This is a genomic window from Bacillus sp. FSL K6-0268 (assembly GCF_038005425.1).
GTDB classification, from domain to species: Bacteria; Bacillota; Bacilli; order Bacillales; family Bacillaceae_G; genus Bacillus_A; species Bacillus_A thuringiensis_S.
The window spans coordinates 3965775-3983839 of sequence record NZ_JBBOTF010000001.1 but is presented as its reverse complement, the minus strand read 5'-3'; the positions used below and the strand labels follow the sequence as shown (position 1 = coordinate 3983839).

Here is an 18065-nt window from a genome sequence, read left to right as displayed (position 1 = left end):
TTACATTCTATTCAAACAATAACCGAATCAGAAAAATTATGTAACTTTATGTAAAAACAATACTTATTTATAAATCAGGGTTTCCATCACCTATTTTCTATTTCTGTATAAAAAATATCCTTTGAAATACTTGTAACTTTTCTAATTTCACTTACGTTGTATTTTTCCATGTTATATTTAATACTTGAATTTAGCGAAATTTCCTATTCATTTACTACCTTATATTTTTAATCAGAGTGCAAGGGCAGATGTGCTTATACAATATTCGATATGTACCGCGTTAACATTGGTGATATGTACCCCGCACTTCCTTTTCTCTACATAGTATTTCACCTTATTTCTTAATTCCTCTTTCTCTTGCTACTCTATAGAGAGTCGCTCTACTTATCTTAGTTATCTCTTCAATCTCTTTAACAGTCAGCTTATTAGTTGCTCTGCTATGAAATAACTCCAGAGCATACTGTAAACCTCTATTGTTCTCTGTATACTTCTTAGGCCTTCCTTTATAAACACCTCTTTTCTTAGCTTCTTCAATGCCCTCTAATTGTCTTTCTTTAATCATGTCAGCTTCAAATTCAGCTATACCAGCTAGAACCGTAATCATTAACTTACCAATTGCTGTACTGGTATCAATCTTATCTCCACCCATGTTCAAAACAATAAGTGAAACACCTTTACTGTTTAAATATTCAATTGTGTTTAAAGCATCCTTCGTACTTCTAGCAAACCTGTCTAACTTAGTAACAACAATAGTATCACCTTCTTCTATTGTCTCAAGAAGTAGGTTGAACTGCTCTCTTTTCTCTTTCTTTCTTCCACTAACTTTCTCTTTAAAGATAGTGTCACATCCAGCTTCTTGCAGTTGTTTAATTTGTACACTTAAATTTTGGCTTGCTGATGACACACGACCATAACCATATTTCATATCAATTCCACCTTTATGTTTTGATACATGTATATGAGACATCTATAACCTAAGTATATCAATCGTCCCTGAATGTATCAATAAGGTGTACTCAAATGATACATTACTTTGAAATTAGTGTCATACAAATTAATTTGTATGAATTTAATTAATAACATCGTAAAAACCTATAATCTAGCAAGTTAATTTTAAAAATAAAAATCTATAAAATTAGATGCTCCTCAAAATGAAATAGCTGTACTGTAAACAGACACTCAAAAAGAGAAATGAAATAAAACCGACAGTAGAGTGTGTTTTGTTGAAAAAGGAATTAATTTGTAATAAAATATATTATACGCATATACAATTTATCAAAACTTCATAAAAATAAATAATAGAATTTTCAAAATTTAATTACAAAATAATCAAGGAGGGGTATAAATGGCAACAATAGAATTAGTCTTATATAAAAACGGGGATGAATATGAGGAAATAACTCTAGATGATATCGATAAAAGGCACGACTTTGATATTGTAAAAAGGAATTTATATTGTGCTTTTGAAGGTTGCCCAGCAAAAATTGAGTATGTACCAAGAGGGCAAAGGATTGCTCACTTTAAAACATGGCCAATGAGCAATCATTCAACTGATTGTACAGATTTTTTTAAAAGAGAAAAGCAAAAAGCTAAAAAAAAGAGTTTAGCTAGTAGCTCTGTTGGTCTAACTGATACACATATTAATAATGTATTAAGAAATTTAATTAATTCTATTGATGAAACAGAGGAAGAAAAAAAATTAAGACTTGAAAAACAAAGAGCTAGAGGGAAAAGGAAAAAAGTTAATCAAGTTACTGATGAATCTCAGAACTCAGAACTTACTGATAATACAAGGCCTACTACTGATAATAATGCTACTACAACAGAAGAAGGAAAAAGAGCACCCAGTGTAAAAAGACGTTATAATTTATCTTTGTTAAATGAAGATGATATTAATACAGCAACCGCCTTATATGAAAAAGTGAGTTCTATTAATATCGAAGAAAATCGAGCTATATTTAAATTGAAAAGAAATAATAAAGAAGCAAACATTTATTTTGAAGAAAACTTCTTCAATAATTCAGCTAGAAACATAGATTCAATGTTTAAAGTAGTAAAAAAACATCTCGATGCTGGAAATGTTATTGAATTATATTGTGTAGGTAATGTAGAAAGAAGAAATGGAGATATATGTTTAACTGTTAATAAACAAAGTCATATTCGAATTAACAAATTGCCCGTCGCAAGATTTGTCTTTAGCATTTCAAACCCTGATTTATTTTAGAAGCTCTGTATAGATGAGTACCTCTTTAACAAAATGGTCATTATTATTTAATAATTCAACATTAGATAATTGTTTCCTTTTAAGACTACTTTGTCTACTCACTATAGATAAAATATTAATTCAATTTTATCATATCCCAACAAAAGGACTGACTTCTACATCAGTCCTTTTACAATTTTTTATTTTGCACTTATATCCATTCCAATTTTTCATATAAACTTAGCCACTCTATTATCTCTGTTCTTCTTGATATATGGAAACTGTTTCATCTATTTTTTCTAAGGATTTAGTGAAGTGAGCTATTGCTTCTATGTAATCATTGAAATTGTTGTTTTGCAGGAAAAGTTTTGATTTGTTTTTAAATTTTATTAACTCTTGCATGCTAGCAAAAAACGTATCTCGAGTTTTCGCATATTTTACAGTACCTGATACATTATTCATGTTATTCTCAACGCACTTGTAAATCTCCTCACTCTTCGCAATTGCTTCCTCTACTTTTTGCGGGTCTATTGTTTTCTTATCCAAATTATTAGCTTGAGCAACTTTCTCCTTTACTTCCTTAAACAATGGTGTACATATACTTAATCCATTAATTAAACGTTCATCTGCACCATTTTCGTTTTTAATATGAGGTGAATTTGTAGTTTGACGTTCTTGCTCTTTAGTGACTTCTTTAGTATCCACCTCTTCGGTTTGTTTATTTTGGGATTCTTCATTAGCATTCCCATTGTTTTTAGCAGAACAGCCATTCATTAATGCTACTATCAATAATATAGTTCCCCATTTTTTCAACATTTACATAGCTCCTTTATTTCTTTACTTTGCTTTTGTTTTTTACTACCTCTTTTTCTATTTCTTCTAATCTGATTTTTTTATCATTTAAAGCTACTTTGACATTATTAAAACTCAATTTCATTCCAATGCCTAAAGCTGTTATAAGCAAAATAAGAGCTAATACAACGAAAAATATATTTTTTTGTTTTGAATTAAACTATTTATTTTCGTTTTCTCCATTTACTTTCCCCCTTTAAATATGTAAAAACCAATCAATTATAATATCTATAGTATATTTCTTTCAATAAATAATATCAATAGTATATCGAATCGGTATTATTTACACCTTATGTTAGGTGTGGGGTGTAAATATACATGGATAATTTAATTAATATTATTGGTTTACAAATTCGAATACTAAGAAAGAATAAAAAATTAAGTCAAGAGGAATTGGCATTCAAAGCTGGATTGCATCCTACATATATAGGACAAGTAGAACGTGGAGAAAAAAATTTAACCGTTTCAAGTTTAAACGTGATTACTACAGCATTAGATATCACCTTGGAAGAATTTTTTTCTTTTGTCGAACCTTCAAAATGTAGTATTGAAGATAATAACTCATTACCTTATCAAAATATTATTAAGTTACTTCAAGAACTTAATGTGGTTGAGCAAAGAAAAATATTCGAAATCATTAAGCAACTAATAGAGTGGAAGCAATCATAATCCTTCCACTCTTACACTATGATGTCAATTTATAAAGCATACGGTAACACACGTAAAAACTTCTTAATTAACAAGTATTTTACCCAAAACACACGTAACGAATTTTTCATGTGCACGGAAGTATTGTACATAAAAATCCCATTTTATACAGTTAAAACCCCATTAATAACAATGGGGTTTTATTTTATCAATTTGTGTTTGAAATGCTTGATTAGCATTATATGTTATATTTATGTTATATAAGGTTAATCGAAAATTCCAAAAACCACCTTGTTCATTTGAAAGTATATCCATAGTATTCTTGTAATTCTTTGATTCGTTTTGCGTACAGTTCCTTAAAATATAAAGCATAATAACTTTCATCATACGTAAAATCAGGTCTCTTATTACGATATTTTACTTCTAATTTTTTTATTCCATAAATCTGTGCAACTGTCTCATTTAAAGTTATGATTTTTGTCTTTTCCTCCATGAAGCTATCTTCTCTTTTTTTCGCTTCTTTTACCACATAATTTTTTCTTTCATTATGAAATGTATCTTCGTTCTCAACTAAGAATATCTGTTCATCTTTCTTATATAGTTCAATAACATCTTTATTGTATTTTTCCAAATAACTAATTATTCTTTTTTCACTGGCCTTCAATATAATAGCATAGGTTTTATACCAATAACTTAAACCTAAAGTCACTCCATTTTCATCTTTTATTTTTGATAGTTTTTCCTCCCACTCTTCATAGTAATTGCGGGATTTTTTGGTATTACTATATACATTTAGGTACCATTCGTTTACATCATATTGTTTCATCAATTCTCTTCGTAAACTTACAATTTTTTTAACCGTATTTTCATGTAAATTAACTGTTTTCCTTTCCTCTTTGACAAAACCTTTATATACAGGGAAATATTCAATAATTTTCGCTTTTTGCATCCTGTTCAATGTACCCGCTAACTGGTTCTGTATTTTTTGTATATCATGTATAAAATCATTTAAAATTCGCTCTTCACCCTCATAAATTATATTATTGTTTTTTAAATCTTTTAGATTTTGTTCTTTTATAGATTCATTATATTTTGCATGTAGCAATTCATACATTTTAGGCGTAATTAACCCAAAATCTAAACTCCACTTACTTAATGTTTGAGCGGTTTCTACAATCAACCCTTGCTCTAATACTGAAACAACCATAATATCCATATTCTTTGTGTATGGAATACTCCAAGCACCATTGCTAGCTCGATTATCTTCACGAACTGCAATCTCTTCTCTTTCCTCTCTTAAGATATATACAACTGCATTACCCTGTTTTTCTTTTTCAACCTGTTTATAATATTGTTTTAAGGTCTTAATTAAGGCATCTTCTATTTTCTTATTAGTAAATTTTTTGTATTTTTCAAAGTGCTTTCGACATTGTTCCGACCCATATATTTCCACTGCTTCTTTTCTAGTAATTACTCTTTCCTTCAATTATAAATCCTCTTTCTTTTTAATATTTATCCCACAGGTAAACCAAATCACCTACAATATAAATTTATATATTATTACGAGTAATTTGGTTTACCCATTTCTTTCAGATATGTACTTTTTATCACCATCCTTTGGAAAACTATCGTTTCCCAAAGCCTAGCCGAAAAAGTACCAAAACGGCTTAATCAGAATTATTCTTCTTTCACTCCCTTACCATCAATTCAATAGTGCAAACAAAAAAAACACAAAATAACCTCATTAATAAAAAAGGGTAATTTTGTGTTTGGCTTGTTTCTTTTAATGTTTTATTTAATTAGTTCTTAATGTTTTTGGTTTTTATAGTCACTTAAACCTGACTACAAATAATATTATATCATAAATTACGCAAAAAATCAAAAAACACGTTACATAACTATTGACACTATAATGATACTATGTTATTTATTCCCGCTCAATTAAGAACATTTTCAAGATAAACATTAAAATTATTGTTTATCTTGAAATACCAAGAATAGATTGCTGTAAAAGTAGGGCGTAGCCCACCGAACGAAGTGAGGTCTATGCGGAGCTACGAAGTAGCTACCGCAAGTAAATATTTCATTCTATTTCTCTAGTGCTTAGTAATCCATGTCCAAAATTCAAATACTTTTTACCATTCGGTGAGTGCGAAATAATTATTTATCTTAATCTTTTCCTACCAAATCCACTCTGTGATGATGATTACTCCCCAAAACCTGACCAATCATACGTTCTTTCCTTTTGCTTACGCTTCTTTTCTTCAAATATACTTTCTACGTTTTTTTCTTCTGTAAAACTCATGATGAACCCACATTTCTCACAATTATATTTATAAAGCTCAATAGATTTATCATATCGAACATACTTATTATCCTCCTCAGATATTAACTTAAAGGAAATATCTGCACTTTCATCGACTTCATTATGAATTGAAGTATTTATATCTACATCTACGTCTATGTGTACATCATCAAAACTACTGCTTCTAACACCGACGTCATTATAAGCAGTGGAGTAAATCTCAACATTTACATCTACATCATAGTAGCCTTTACGAAAATGCTTCCCTCCACAAACCAAACACTTAATTTCACTCATTTAGCACCACTCCTCAAATTGTTTACTTATATATATTTTGAAGATGGGTCTTTATGAGTAGTAAAAGCCTACTCACTAATAATTGTGGATAGATATTAATGTTCTATATACAGTCTGTATGTATTTTCATCAGCTGAATAACAATAAAAGCCCTTCCCATAGGAACAGGCTTTTCACATTCAATTTGATTATAAAGAAATATGCAGGGGAAAGGATTTGCAACTGTAACCACCTATAAATTCATTAAAGGACTAGTTTTTAATGCCATCTCCATAATATTTTCTGTTTCAATCCCTTGCAGATAACGCTTAGTTACTTGAATATTCTCATGTCCAGCTATCTTTGAACAACTATACAAATCAAGCCCATTTCTCAAATTAGATTGGATAGCATAATGTCTTAATGTATGAGGAGAGCATCGTATCTCTTCTCTAACATGAGCTTTTTCACCTGCCCTCCTAACAATATTCTCAATTTGCACACCTGATAATGGTTTACCACTTCGAGACAGAAAATAATTATCATGTTCTATTATTTTCTTTTTGAAGTAAGCTTCTTTAACCCTTTCATAACGTATCATGTACTTTCTTAACATCAAACTAACAGGAACATAACGCCACTTACTACCTTTTCCAAGTATCTTCATATTAGTATCATGAATCCAGCTTGATTGCAGGTTAATTAACTCTGTCATTCTGATACCTGTATCAGTAAACATAGCAATTATAAGTTTGTTACGAGCATTTAAATATGTTTTAAAATCGTATGCTTCAATCATTTTTGCTACTTCTTTGTCCGTAAATGTTTTAATAACGGTTTTATCCTCTTTAAGTAATTTTATCTTTGCTAAAACATTCAACGTTACATATTCTTCTGCCACCAAATACAAATAAAAAGCTCGAAGCGATTTAATCATAGTGTTAATATAACTTGGTTTATTCCCTACCTCTAATTGATACTGAATAAATTTTTTAATATGCAAAGAGGAAATATCTTCAATTTCAGATATCTCATGTTGTTCGCTCAAATAACTAATCAATTGAACAGCATTATAATTATACGTTTCAATTGTCCGAGGTGCATAATTCTTTATTTTTAAATCAAAAGTAAATTCCTTCAATAAATCCATTATTAACATATAAAAAACCTCCTACTTATTGTGGATTACCACATATAAATAGGAGGTCAAAAGCAATAATTATTGTACGACTAAATTCATGTTTTTGTATCACATAATTCAAACCGTACGCAATCGCTTTGTATGACTAAGTTCAGCCGTTTTTTATTTTCTACAATTATCGTTTGATGTTGTAGAAAGATTTGATACCATCGTAAACAGCGATTTCGCCTAGTTCGTCTTCGATGCGTAATAATTGGTTGTACTTAGCAATACGGTCAGTACGGCTCATAGAACCAGTTTTGATTTGGCCAGCGTTAGTTGCAACTGCGATGTCAGCAATTGTAGCATCTTCAGTTTCACCAGAACGGTGAGATACAACTGCTGTGTAACCAGCACGTTTAGCCATTTCGATAGCTTCGAAAGTCTCAGTTAAAGTACCGATTTGGTTAACTTTAATTAAGATTGAGTTAGAGATACCTTTTTCGATACCTTCAGCAAGTTTTTGAGTGTTAGTTACGAATAAATCGTCACCAACTAATTGTACTTTATCACCGATACGCTCAGTTAATAATTTGTGACCATCCCAGTCGTTTTCGTCTAAACCATCTTCGATAGAGATGATTGGGAAGTCTTTGCAAAGCTCTTCGTAGAAATCAACCATTTCTGCAGAAGTTAAGCCAGTACGGCCTTCGCCTGCAAGGTCATATTTACCAGTTTCTTTGTTGTAGAACTCAGAAGAAGCAACGTCCATTCCTAAGAATACGTTCTCGCCAGCTTTGTAACCAGCTTTTTCGATAGCTTCGATGATTACTTCTAAAGCTTCACGGTTAGAACCAAGGTTTGGAGCGAATCCACCTTCGTCACCTACTGCAGTGTTAAGACCTTTGTCATGTAATACAGCTTTAAGTGCATGGAATACTTCAGCACCCATACGGATTGATTCTTTGAATGTTGGAGCACCAACTGGTAAGATCATGAACTCTTGGAAGTCAACGTTGTTATCAGCGTGAGAACCACCGTTGATGATGTTCATCATTGGAGTTGGTAATTGTTTTGCATTGAATCCACCAAGGTAACGGTATAATGGAAGACCTACGAAGTCAGCTGCTGCGTGAGCTACTGCCATAGATACACCAAGGATAGCGTTAGCGCCTAGTTTACCTTTGTTTGGAGTGCCGTCTAATTCGATCATAGCACGGTCGATACCAGCTTGGTCAGTTACATCGAAACCAGCGATTTCTGGAGCGATAATTTCGTTAACGTTGTTTACTGCGTTAACAACACCTTTACCAAGGTAACGAGATTTGTCACCGTCACGTAATTCTACTGCTTCGTGCTCACCAGTAGATGCACCACTTGGTACGATAGCGCGTCCGAAAGCACCGCTTTCTGTGTAAACTTCTACTTCTACAGTTGGGTTACCACGAGAGTCAAGGACTTCGCGAGCATAAACATCAATAATTGTTGACATAATAAATTCTCTCCTTTTTATATAAGCAAATTATTTAATAATTGTTTTACCTGTCATTTCTTTCGGTTGTTCCACATTTAAAAGTGTAAGCATTGTTGGAGCGATATCTCCTAAAATACCACCTTCACGAAGCTCTACATCATTTTTTGTAACGATGAAAGGAACCGGGTTAGTTGTATGAGCTGTCATCGGCTCGCCATCAGCAGTTAACTCCTGATCGGCATTACCATGGTCAGCAGTAATAAGTGCTACACCATCTTTTGCAAGAATCGCTTCTACAACTTTTCCTAAACATTCGTCAGTTGCTTCTACTGCTTTAATTGTTGGTTCCATCATCCCAGAATGGCCAACCATATCACAGTTTGCAAAGTTAAGAATGATAACATCATGTTTATCATTTTCGATTTCATTTACTAAAGCGTCCGTTACTTCGTAAATGCTCATTTCAGGTTTCAAGTCATACGTTGCAACCTTCGGTGAGTTAATTAAGATACGCTCTTCTCCTGGGAATTCAGCCTCACGACCACCGCTAAAGAAGAATGTAACGTGCGGATACTTTTCGGTTTCCGCGATGCGAAGTTGCTTTAATCCCGCTTGCGCAACAACTTCACCTAAAGTGTTATCAAGGTTCATTGGCTTGAATGCCACGTAACCATTCACAGTTTCACTGAAGTGTGTCATACATACGAATTCTGGAATGTGAGGTACTTTTTCACCACGATCGAACTCACGGAAGTCTTCGTTTGTAAATACACGAGCAATTTGAATTGCACGGTCTGGACGGAAGTTATAGAAGATAACTGCATCATCATCATTGATTGTTGCAACTGGCGTGTTATCTTCGTTAACAATTACAGACGGCAATACGAATTCATCATAGATACCGTTCGCATAAGAGTCTTCTACACACTCTTCTGCTGATTTATAAGTAGGGCCTTCACCATTCACCATGGCACTGTAACATTTTTCTACGCGATCCCAACGCTTGTCACGGTCCATGGAGTAATAACGACCAGAGATAGTCGCGAATTGTCCTACTCCTGTTTCTTTAATTACTTCATTTGCTGCATCGATATAACCTTTTGCTGTTTGTGGTCCAACATCGCGGCCGTCTAAGAATGCATGGATATAAACTTTCTCCACGCCTTCTTTTGCTGCTAAGCGAAGAAGAGCAAACATATGGTTCATGTGACTGTGCACACCACCATCAGAAAGTAAACCGAATAAATGAAGAGCAGTACCTTTTTCTTTTACGCTTTTAATTGCATTTTGGAATGTTTCGTTCTGATCGAACTCACCTTCACGAATTGCAACGTTTACGCGTGTTAAGCTTTGATATACTATGCGGCCAGCACCAATATTTAAGTGACCAACCTCAGAGTTACCCATTTGACCTTCTGGAAGACCTACTTCCTCACCACAAGCTGTAAGCGTTGTATGAGGGAATTTGTTCCAGTAACCATCAAAATTAGGTTTCTTAGCTTGTGCTACAGCATTCCCGTGAGTTTCTTCACGAAGTCCGAAACCGTCAAGGATGATTAAAGCTGTTGGCTTTCTCATTTTACCGCCCCCAGAAGACCTAAGAACGAAGCAGGCTCTAAGCTAGCACCGCCAACTAAAGCGCCGTCGATGTCAGATTGTGCCATATACTCTTTAATGTTTTCTGGTTTTACGCTACCGCCGTATTGAATACGAACAGCTTCTGCAGCTTCTGGAGAAACAGCTTCTGCAACAACTTTACGGATGTGCGCACATACTTCATTTGCATCTGCAGAAGAAGAAGATTTACCTGTACCGATAGCCCAGATAGGCTCATAAGCGATAACAGTTGCTTTAACTTGCTCTTCTGTTAAACCTGCAAGTGCTTTTGTCACTTGACCTGCTACTAGATCAAATGTTTTTCCGCTTTCGCGCTCTTCTAAAGTCTCACCACAACATACGATTGGTGTTAAACCATGTTCAAATGCTGCTAGAGTCTTTTTGTTTACTGATTCGTCTGTTTCAGCAAACATTTCACGACGCTCAGAGTGGCCAAGTACTACGTAGCCTACTTTTAAGTCGCTAAGTGCTACTGGGCTAATTTCGCCAGTGAATGCACCATTTTTTTCGAAGTGCATGTTTTGTGCACCTACTTGTAAATCAGTTCCTTCAGTTGCTGCTACAAGGCGCTCTAAGAATAGAGCTGGAGAGCAAACTACTGCATCAACAGCTGAAGCTGCTGGGATTTGACCTTTAACTTCCTCTACGAAGCTAACTGCTTCAGATAGAGTTTTATTCATTTTCCAGTTACCTGCGATAATTGGTTTACGCATGCTTTGCACCGTCCTTTTTCTTTGGCTGCTACTTATTTGTCGTTAAGACAAACTACACCTGGAAGCTCTTTACCTTCCATGAATTCTAATGACGCACCGCCGCCAGTAGAAATGTGGCTCATTTTATCAGCCATACCGAATTTTTCAACAGCTGCTGCAGAGTCACCACCGCCGATAACAGAGTATGTATCTTCTGCATCTGCTAATGCTTGTCCTACTGCTTTTGTACCTTCTGCGAATGGAGTCATTTCGAATACACCCATTGGTCCATTCCATACAACAAGCTTAGAGTTTTTAATTACATCTGCATAAATTTCACGTGTTTTAGGACCGATGTCTACGCCTTCCCAGTTAGAAGGGATAGAGTCGATACCAACGATTTGAGTTGTTGCAGTTTCAGAGAATTCCTCAGTGATTACAACATCAACTGGCATGTAGAAGTTTACGCCTTTTTCTTTTGCAAGTTGCATAAATTCTTTAGCTAGTTCAATCTTGTCGTCTTCACATAGAGATAGACCAATTTCATGACCTAAAGCTTTAACGAACGTGTAAGCAAGTCCGCCACCGATGATTAAGTTATCTACTTTGTCTAATAGATGACGAATTACACCGATTTTATCTTTTACTTTCGCACCACCAATAATAGCTGTAAATGGACGTTCTGGGTTAGAAAGTGCTTTACCTAATACATCTAACTCTTTTTCCATTAATAGACCAGATACTGCTGGTAGGTAGTCTGCGATACCTGCTGTAGAAGCGTGAGCACGGTGAGCTGCACCGAATGCATCGTTTACGAAGATGTCAGCAAGTGCTGCAAATTCTTTCGCAAGTTCTGCATCGTTCTTTTCTTCGCCCGCATAGAAACGTACGTTTTCAAGAACTAATACGTCGCCTTCGTTCATTGCTGCAACCATTTCTTGTGCAACTGGTCCGAATGCTTCGTCTGCTTTTTTAACATCTTTACCAAGAAGCTCGCCTAAACGTGCTGCTACTGGAGTAAGACGTAATTCTTCTACCGCTTGACCTTTTGGACGGCCTAAGTGGCTTGCTAAAATAACTTTCGCACCTTGCTCTACTAAATATTGAATTGTAGGAAGAGCTGCACGGATACGAGTTTCATCTGTAATTTTGCCTTCTTTCATAGGTACGTTGAAATCAACGCGGCAAAATACACGCTTACCTTTTAAATCTACGTCACGAATTGATTTTTTGTTCATTGGATTTCCCTCCGACTACTAGTTAGGATTGACAAAACCCATTCAAAAGCTTAACACATTTGCTTTTAAAACGAAAGAAGAGAGAGAGGGAACAAACCCTCTCCCTCGTTTTGTCATTGATTGCTTATATAATTAAGAATTAAAGACCTTTAGAAGTCATGTAAGCTGCTAAGTCTACTACGCGGTTAGAGTAACCAGTTTCGTTATCGTACCAAGAAAGTACTTTAACCATGTTACCTTCCATTACCATTGTAGATAATGCATCGATTGTAGAAGAAGCTGTACATCCGTTATAGTCGATAGATACTAATGGCTCTTCGCTGTATCCAAGGATACCTTTTAATTCGCCTTCAGCTGCTGCTTTGAATGCTGCGTTTACATCTTCAACTGTTACTTCTTTGTCAAGTTCAACAACTAAGTCAACAAGAGAAACGTTAGCAGTTGGAACACGTACAGCGCCACCGTTTAATTTACCTTTAAGTTCTGGTAATACTAATGCTACAGCTTTAGCTGCACCAGTAGATGTTGGGATCATGTTTTCAGCTGCTGCACGAGCACGACGTAAATCTTTGTGTGGTAAGTCTAAGATTTGTTGGTCGTTAGTGTAAGAGTGAATTGTTGTCATCATTCCGCGTTTTACGCCGAATTTTTCGTTTAATACTTTAGCGAATGGAGCTAGACAGTTTGTAGTACAAGAAGCGTTAGATACTACGTTGTGGTTAGCTGCATCGTATTGTTCGTGGTTAACACCCATAACTACAGTGATATCTTCGTCAGAAGCTGGAGCTGAGATGATAACTTTCTTAACTGATCCACCTAAGTGTTTTTCAGCGTCTGATTTTTTAGTGAAACGGCCAGTAGATTCTACTACTACTTCTACTCCGTAGTCGCTCCATGGTAATTGAGCTGGGTCACGCTCAGCGATAACTTTAATTTCTTTACCGTTAACAACGATGCTGTTTTCGTTAGCAGATACTTCTGCATTTAAAGTTCCGTGAACTGTGTCATATTTTAAAAGGTGAGCTAATGTTTTAGCATCTGTTAAGTCGTTGATTGCTACTACTTCTACCTCAGAGTTGTTAAGAGCTGCGCGGAATACGTTACGTCCGATACGTCCAAATCCATTAATACCAATTTTAGTCATTTGAATTTCCTCCTTGGGGGATTATATTAAAGGGTAAAACCCTTTGTTAACTGTTTTGCTGCACCTTCATCTGTAATTAGAATTGAAGTGTGCCCTTGTTTAATTACAGCCTGTATTGCTTTTGCCTTTGAAGAACCTCCAGCGACTGCAACAACGTGAGATACATTTTGTAAATCCTCTAATTGCATACCAACTGTTCTTACTTTATGAACAACATTTCCTTCTTCATTAAAGTAGTAACCGAAAGCTTCACCAACTGCTTCGCTTGCTTGAATCTTTAACCAATCTGCTTCCGAAGTACTTCTGCGACGTGCCATTGTTAACGCATCACCTATTCCATGAATGACGATATTGGAAGATCGAATCAACTCAAGAACTTCTTTCACGGAAGGCTCTGTCACAATAGACGCATATGCTTCGCTACTAACATGGTCTGGAACATACAATAAGCGATAATTACTCATCGTATTTTGCGCCATCTTGGCACAAATGGTATTGGCTTCTAATTCAACACCTTCTCCGATTCCACCACGTGCTGGGACAAATAGCATATGTAAATCTTTACAATCAAGTTGCATCATGTCCGCAGCAGCAGCTAGCGTAGTTCCTCCAGCCACAGCAACGATATTATTCGCTGTCAGACGGTCTTTTATACAAGTCACACAAGCACGGCCCATCTCCAGTTTGACCCAAGGTGATTCATCACTATCACCAGGGACAACGAAAACTTCATCCAAGTCTAATGTTTCCTTAAGTTGCTTTTCTAAAACCTTTAACCCGGAAATTTCTTTCATAAAGTCTTCCAAAGCAAGAACTAAAGCTGTTCCTTCTTCTGTCAAAGTCATTCCAGAAGAAGCGACGTGAACTAAGTTTTGTTCTTTCAAAACTTGAACTTCACTTCGCAATACTCGTTCTGTCATACCGAGGCTTGCTGATAAGTTTCTTCTTCCAATCGGCTGCATGAGCCTAATGTATTGAAGAATTTGCATTCTCGTTTGCATAACAGGTAGCAGATCAGGTAATAATTTTTTTGTGTTCTGAATCCATGAGCGCATATCTTTTCTCCTCACTACATTGGTTCATTTTTCCTTGGTGGTCACTTTACGTCCCGTAGTGACATTTTGTGTCCCACATAGGTTAAAAAAATAATCCCTGCTACGTGTATTATTGTAACAGGAGATAGAAACTTATTCAACTCTTAACTGCATTCTTTATATAGTTTATTATGACACCTTTGTGAATGTTACCATATTCTACTTGTTTTCCGTCTATTTCTACAACCGGAATCATTAAATGATATTTTTCTAAAAGGTCATTATCTTCATATATATCTATTTCCTCGATTTGAAAAGAATATTCACATTGTACTTCCTGCAAAACTTGTTTCGCCTGCACGCAAAGACCACAATTCTTTTTTGTATACAGCACAACTTTCATCTTCTTCACCTATCCGATTGTTTTTCGCAATGACGAAGCTGGGATATGCATTTGTTCTCTATACTTCGCCACCGTTCTTCGAGAAATAACAATTTCATGCTCTTCTTCTAATAATTTTGAAATCTTTTGATCTGAGAGTGGCTTTTTCTTATTCTCTGCTTCCACAAGCGTTTGAATAAACTGTTTCACTCGCTTCGTTGAAACTGCCTCATCCTCTGTCGTCGAAACTGCATTACTAAAGAACGATTTCATCTCAAATAAACCGTGTGGCGTTTGCACATACTTATTTCTTGTTGCACGACTAATCGTAGACTCATGCACACTTAGCTCTTCCGCCACCTCTTTTAAAGCGAGCGGCTTCAAATACGCTGGACCTTCCCAAAAGAAATCACGTTGTTTTTCCATAATAATCGTCATCACTTGCAGAAGTGTTTGTTTTCTCTGTTTCAAACTGCGCATAATCCATTGCACATGCTGATACTTTTCTGAAACGTAAGATGCTACTTCACTTTCACTATTATTAAGAAGCGCACTGTACTCAGAGTGAATTTCAATTCTCGGCATATTTCTCTCATTCATCTGTAAAACGAGGCGATCGCCTTCTTTTTTCACTGCCATGTCAGGCACAATATACAGTGGTTTATCCGAAGAATACGCAAGGCCCGGTTTCGGCTGCAATGATGTAATACAGTTCACCGCCGATTGTAATTCTTCATTACTACACTTCAGCACATGAACGAGCTTTCGCCAATCCTTCTTCACGAAATAAGCAAAGTGCTCCTCTACAATATCTTCCGCTAATCCATCCCTTCTTTGTAAGCGCTTCAATTGTAAGGTTAAACATTCCTGAATATTACGCGCCCCTACCCCTGCTGGCTCCAGTGATTGGACAAGCTCTACAGAGCGGTCAACTACATGAATATGCGCAGAAAGGAGCTCTGCTAACTCTTCATTCGTTTCTTGTAAATACCCGTTTCCATCCATGTTCATAATAATGAAAGAAGCCACTTTCCGCTCTTCTTCATCTATTTTATAATACTGTATTTGATTTAATAAATGTTGCTGAATCGTTGTAGAATCCACACTGTAGATTTCCATCTGATTCTCGACTTGTTTGCTGGTACTTTTACTGTTGTTAGAGCTCTTTTTCTTCTCCCTCTCAAAACCACCTAACTCAATAAGGGGATTCTCTAACGATTGCTCATACAAAAACTCCGATAATTCTTGTACATTATACTGAAGCATTGTAATCGCTTGCCTTAACTCTTGTGTCATTGCCAAACGTAAGCTTTGTTCTTGTAAAAGACTTGCCTTCAAACTAATCTCCCCCTTGTTTCTATTGTACAATAAGTTTGGTAAAAGGAGAATCCTCACGCAGACGCCCATTCCAAAATATTATTAATTTATATGTATTAATGATATTTACAACTTACAACCGAAATTTGAATAATATTGAAAGAAAATAATAAACTCAATTATTTGTTACCACATACTAATAGTAACCCTTAATTTTATATATAACAACATTAAATTTATCTCTGTTCAATTCCAAAATAAAAAGAGCAGTTTAGGTATAGTGACACTTCACTATGCCTAACTACTCTTTTACGATTCTTAATTAAGAAAGAAACCTCTTATTTAAAGCTAAGGAACTTTGATTCCTAATTACATAGGAGTCATAGAGATAATCGTTCGATTCACTAGACGCTCCTTGAATTCCTCTCATCTCTTCCACAGACAACTCAACTATTTTTTTCACGCTTCTCTCGTTATTACTATCCATCATTTTTTGTTTTCTTTTCGAAAAAAATCCCATAATTTATTCCCCCCTGCAATTAATTATTTTTTAACAATTGAATGAATTTAAGGCTCTTACCACTTCTTAATACACCTTTCGGATAGACCTTCGCTGCAAACATAGCAATTAAGCTAATGCTAGCTAGTAATACAACCATAGATGTAATAATTTCTAAACTCCCAACGGATCCATTAATAATCCTAACTACCATACTAATTGGAGCTGTAAACGGAACATATGATGTCACCCTTGATACTAGCCCTTCAGGGTTATCAAGTACTACTAATAACTCCACCACTAAGCTTCCCATCAATATAAGAGTAATCGGCATCGTTGTTCCGGATAATTCTTCTGGCCTGCTTACCATAGAACCAAACACTGCGAAAAGTGCCGCATAAACGAAGTAACCGAGAACAAAATATAACAAGAAATATGCAGCATGCTCACCTGTAATCATATTTACATCAATATTCACTCCAAAAAACGAATCCGATACCTTAAAAATTCCAGATTTAATATATAGCGCCATACTAAGGAAGAAAATAAATAACTGTGTCAAACTAGCAAGACCGACTCCTAATATCTTCCCAAAGACCATGTGAACAGGCGACACCTTCGTTACCATCACTTCCATAACACGCGACGCCTTCTCTGACGCTACCGCTGTAGCAATCGCATTTCCATACGAAGTAATTGCTAAGTACATAATCGCTACTAATAAATACACCAGTAAGAATGAGCTTGTTTCTTCGTTATTTAAGTTTTGCTTTTTCGCTTGCACGTTCATCGTCAGTGATTTCACAGCCTCTTCTGATAACTGTTGTTTAACTACCGCACTTTGAAAATACTGATTTTGTACAAATACCTGCGCACTTTGAATCAACTTAGGATTATCCACCTTCATAAAGTAATCTAATACTGGTTCAGCACCCGCACCCTCTTTTAATATAAAGAGCGCTTCGACTTTCTTATCTAACAAATCTTGCTTATATTGATTTAATTTTGTTTTATCACCTAAAGACCAATCCCATTCTGGAAGAGCTTTACTAAGATTAGATTGATCCAAAGTAACATTAGGTGCTTCGGAAATAAATACAACTTTTGCTTTTTCTTTCTCTCCAGAAAACTTTTGTACTAAAGTTGGAAAGGAGAATAAGAATATCCCTCCCCCTATTAATAACAATGTCATCCCAATAAATATTTTCGTCCTCACACGATCCCAATACGTTTGCCCTAAAACAATCCAGAAATTCCTCATTAC

At 35.3% G+C, this 18065-nt stretch carries 17 protein-coding genes; 2 read left to right on the top strand and 15 right to left on the bottom strand.

What is annotated here, in order from left to right:
* Positions 1–334: 334 nt before the first annotated feature.
* Positions 335–925 carry a recombinase family protein gene (locus tag MHI28_RS20460; protein ID WP_340828253.1) on the bottom strand — a complete coding sequence of 197 codons (591 nt, stop codon included), beginning with the start codon at positions 923–925 and terminating at the stop codon, positions 335–337.
* A 420-nt stretch (positions 926–1345) separates the two neighbouring features.
* On the opposite strand from MHI28_RS20460, the gene MHI28_RS20455 reads away from it, so the two are divergent.
* Positions 1346–2224: a hypothetical protein gene (locus MHI28_RS20455; protein ID WP_340828252.1), complete on the top strand. Its 879-nt coding sequence runs from the start codon at positions 1346–1348 to the stop codon at positions 2222–2224.
* Between the two features lie 231 nt (positions 2225–2455).
* On the opposite strand, the gene MHI28_RS20450 is transcribed toward MHI28_RS20455, so the two are convergent.
* Positions 2456–3019: a hypothetical protein gene (locus MHI28_RS20450; RefSeq protein WP_098436727.1), complete on the bottom strand. Its 564-nt coding sequence runs from the start codon at positions 3017–3019 to the stop codon at positions 2456–2458.
* Between the two features lie 354 nt (positions 3020–3373).
* Between MHI28_RS20450 and MHI28_RS20445 the strand changes: the two genes are divergently transcribed.
* Positions 3374–3724 (top strand): helix-turn-helix domain-containing protein, encoded by a 351-nt coding sequence (locus MHI28_RS20445; RefSeq protein WP_069297208.1) that lies wholly within the window; start codon positions 3374–3376, stop codon positions 3722–3724.
* Between the two features lie 274 nt (positions 3725–3998).
* Here MHI28_RS20445 and MHI28_RS20440 read toward each other — a convergent pair whose 3' ends face one another.
* From MHI28_RS20440 to MHI28_RS20380, 13 genes are all read right to left on the bottom strand, one after another.
* The gene (locus MHI28_RS20440; protein WP_340828251.1) at positions 3999–5189 is read right to left on the bottom strand and encodes a hypothetical protein; all 1191 of its coding nucleotides are present in this window, start codon (positions 5187–5189) and stop codon (positions 3999–4001) included.
* Positions 5190–5909: 720 nt separating this feature from the next.
* Positions 5910–6305: a hypothetical protein gene (locus MHI28_RS20435; protein WP_098436725.1), complete on the bottom strand. Its 396-nt coding sequence runs from the start codon at positions 6303–6305 to the stop codon at positions 5910–5912.
* Between the two features lie 232 nt (positions 6306–6537).
* Complete coding sequence (locus tag MHI28_RS20430) at positions 6538–7443, bottom strand: tyrosine-type recombinase/integrase (RefSeq protein WP_340828250.1); 906 nt, start codon at positions 7441–7443, stop codon at positions 6538–6540.
* A gap of 157 nt (positions 7444–7600) precedes the next feature.
* Complete coding sequence (gene eno / locus MHI28_RS20425) at positions 7601–8896, bottom strand: phosphopyruvate hydratase (protein ID WP_000103951.1); 1296 nt, start codon at positions 8894–8896, stop codon at positions 7601–7603.
* Between the two features lie 30 nt (positions 8897–8926).
* Positions 8927–10456, bottom strand: a complete 1530-nt coding sequence (gpmI, locus tag MHI28_RS20420; RefSeq protein ID WP_001231141.1) for a 2,3-bisphosphoglycerate-independent phosphoglycerate mutase — start codon at positions 10454–10456, stop codon at positions 8927–8929.
* The gene (gene tpiA / locus MHI28_RS20415; protein ID WP_001231042.1) at positions 10453–11208 is read right to left on the bottom strand and encodes a triose-phosphate isomerase; all 756 of its coding nucleotides are present in this window, start codon (positions 11206–11208) and stop codon (positions 10453–10455) included. Before tpiA ends, gpmI begins: the two co-directional genes overlap by 4 nt.
* A 32-nt stretch (positions 11209–11240) precedes the next feature.
* Entirely contained in the window at positions 11241–12425 is a 1185-nt protein-coding gene (locus MHI28_RS20410) for a phosphoglycerate kinase (protein ID WP_001036332.1), read from the bottom strand.
* Between the two features lie 139 nt (positions 12426–12564).
* The gene (gap, locus tag MHI28_RS20405) at positions 12565–13569 is read right to left on the bottom strand and encodes a type I glyceraldehyde-3-phosphate dehydrogenase (RefSeq protein WP_000161234.1); all 1005 of its coding nucleotides are present in this window, start codon (positions 13567–13569) and stop codon (positions 12565–12567) included.
* Between the two features lie 26 nt (positions 13570–13595).
* Complete coding sequence (gene cggR, locus MHI28_RS20400) at positions 13596–14624, bottom strand: gapA transcriptional regulator CggR (protein WP_001258185.1); 1029 nt, start codon at positions 14622–14624, stop codon at positions 13596–13598.
* A 136-nt stretch (positions 14625–14760) separates the two neighbouring features.
* Positions 14761–15006, bottom strand: a complete 246-nt coding sequence (locus MHI28_RS20395; protein ID WP_000869737.1) for a glutaredoxin family protein — start codon at positions 15004–15006, stop codon at positions 14761–14763.
* Positions 15007–15015: 9 nt separating this feature from the next.
* Entirely contained in the window at positions 15016–16323 is a 1308-nt protein-coding gene (gene rpoN / locus MHI28_RS20390) for an RNA polymerase factor sigma-54 (RefSeq protein ID WP_000647951.1), read from the bottom strand.
* 301 nt (positions 16324–16624) lie between these two features.
* Positions 16625–16822 carry a hypothetical protein gene (locus MHI28_RS20385; protein ID WP_000505575.1) on the bottom strand — a complete coding sequence of 66 codons (198 nt, stop codon included), beginning with the start codon at positions 16820–16822 and terminating at the stop codon, positions 16625–16627.
* 19 nt (positions 16823–16841) lie between these two features.
* Complete coding sequence (locus MHI28_RS20380; RefSeq protein ID WP_001243601.1) at positions 16842–18062, bottom strand: ABC transporter permease; 1221 nt, start codon at positions 18060–18062, stop codon at positions 16842–16844.
* Positions 18063–18065: the final 3 nt, after the last annotated feature.

What these genes read in the sequence shown, in the direction of transcription:
- MHI28_RS20385 (WP_000505575.1), bottom strand. Translation starts at nt 16,822, where the DNA reads ATGGGATTTTTTTCGAAAAGAAAACAAAAAATGATGGATAGTAATAAC.
- gap (WP_000161234.1), bottom strand. Translation starts at nt 13,569, where the DNA reads ATGACTAAAATTGGTATTAATGGATTTGGACGTATCGGACGTAACGTA.
- gpmI (WP_001231141.1), bottom strand. Translation starts at nt 10,456, where the DNA reads ATGAGAAAGCCAACAGCTTTAATCATCCTTGACGGTTTCGGACTTCGT.
- MHI28_RS20430 (WP_340828250.1), bottom strand. Translation starts at nt 7,443, where the DNA reads ATGTTAATAATGGATTTATTGAAGGAATTTACTTTTGATTTAAAAATA.
- MHI28_RS20395 (WP_000869737.1), bottom strand. Translation starts at nt 15,006, where the DNA reads ATGAAAGTTGTGCTGTATACAAAAAAGAATTGTGGTCTTTGCGTGCAG.
- tpiA (WP_001231042.1), bottom strand. Translation starts at nt 11,208, where the DNA reads ATGCGTAAACCAATTATCGCAGGTAACTGGAAAATGAATAAAACTCTA.
- MHI28_RS20455 (WP_340828252.1), top strand. Translation starts at nt 1,346, where the DNA reads ATGGCAACAATAGAATTAGTCTTATATAAAAACGGGGATGAATATGAG.
- eno (WP_000103951.1), bottom strand. Translation starts at nt 8,896, where the DNA reads ATGTCAACAATTATTGATGTTTATGCTCGCGAAGTCCTTGACTCTCGT.
- MHI28_RS20435 (WP_098436725.1), bottom strand. Translation starts at nt 6,305, where the DNA reads ATGAGTGAAATTAAGTGTTTGGTTTGTGGAGGGAAGCATTTTCGTAAA.
- cggR (WP_001258185.1), bottom strand. Translation starts at nt 14,624, where the DNA reads ATGCGCTCATGGATTCAGAACACAAAAAAATTATTACCTGATCTGCTA.
- MHI28_RS20450 (WP_098436727.1), bottom strand. Translation starts at nt 3,019, where the DNA reads ATGTTGAAAAAATGGGGAACTATATTATTGATAGTAGCATTAATGAAT.
- MHI28_RS20380 (WP_001243601.1), bottom strand. Translation starts at nt 18,062, where the DNA reads ATGAGGAATTTCTGGATTGTTTTAGGGCAAACGTATTGGGATCGTGTG.
- MHI28_RS20445 (WP_069297208.1), top strand. Translation starts at nt 3,374, where the DNA reads ATGGATAATTTAATTAATATTATTGGTTTACAAATTCGAATACTAAGA.
- MHI28_RS20460 (WP_340828253.1), bottom strand. Translation starts at nt 925, where the DNA reads ATGAAATATGGTTATGGTCGTGTGTCATCAGCAAGCCAAAATTTAAGT.
- MHI28_RS20410 (WP_001036332.1), bottom strand. Translation starts at nt 12,425, where the DNA reads ATGAACAAAAAATCAATTCGTGACGTAGATTTAAAAGGTAAGCGTGTA.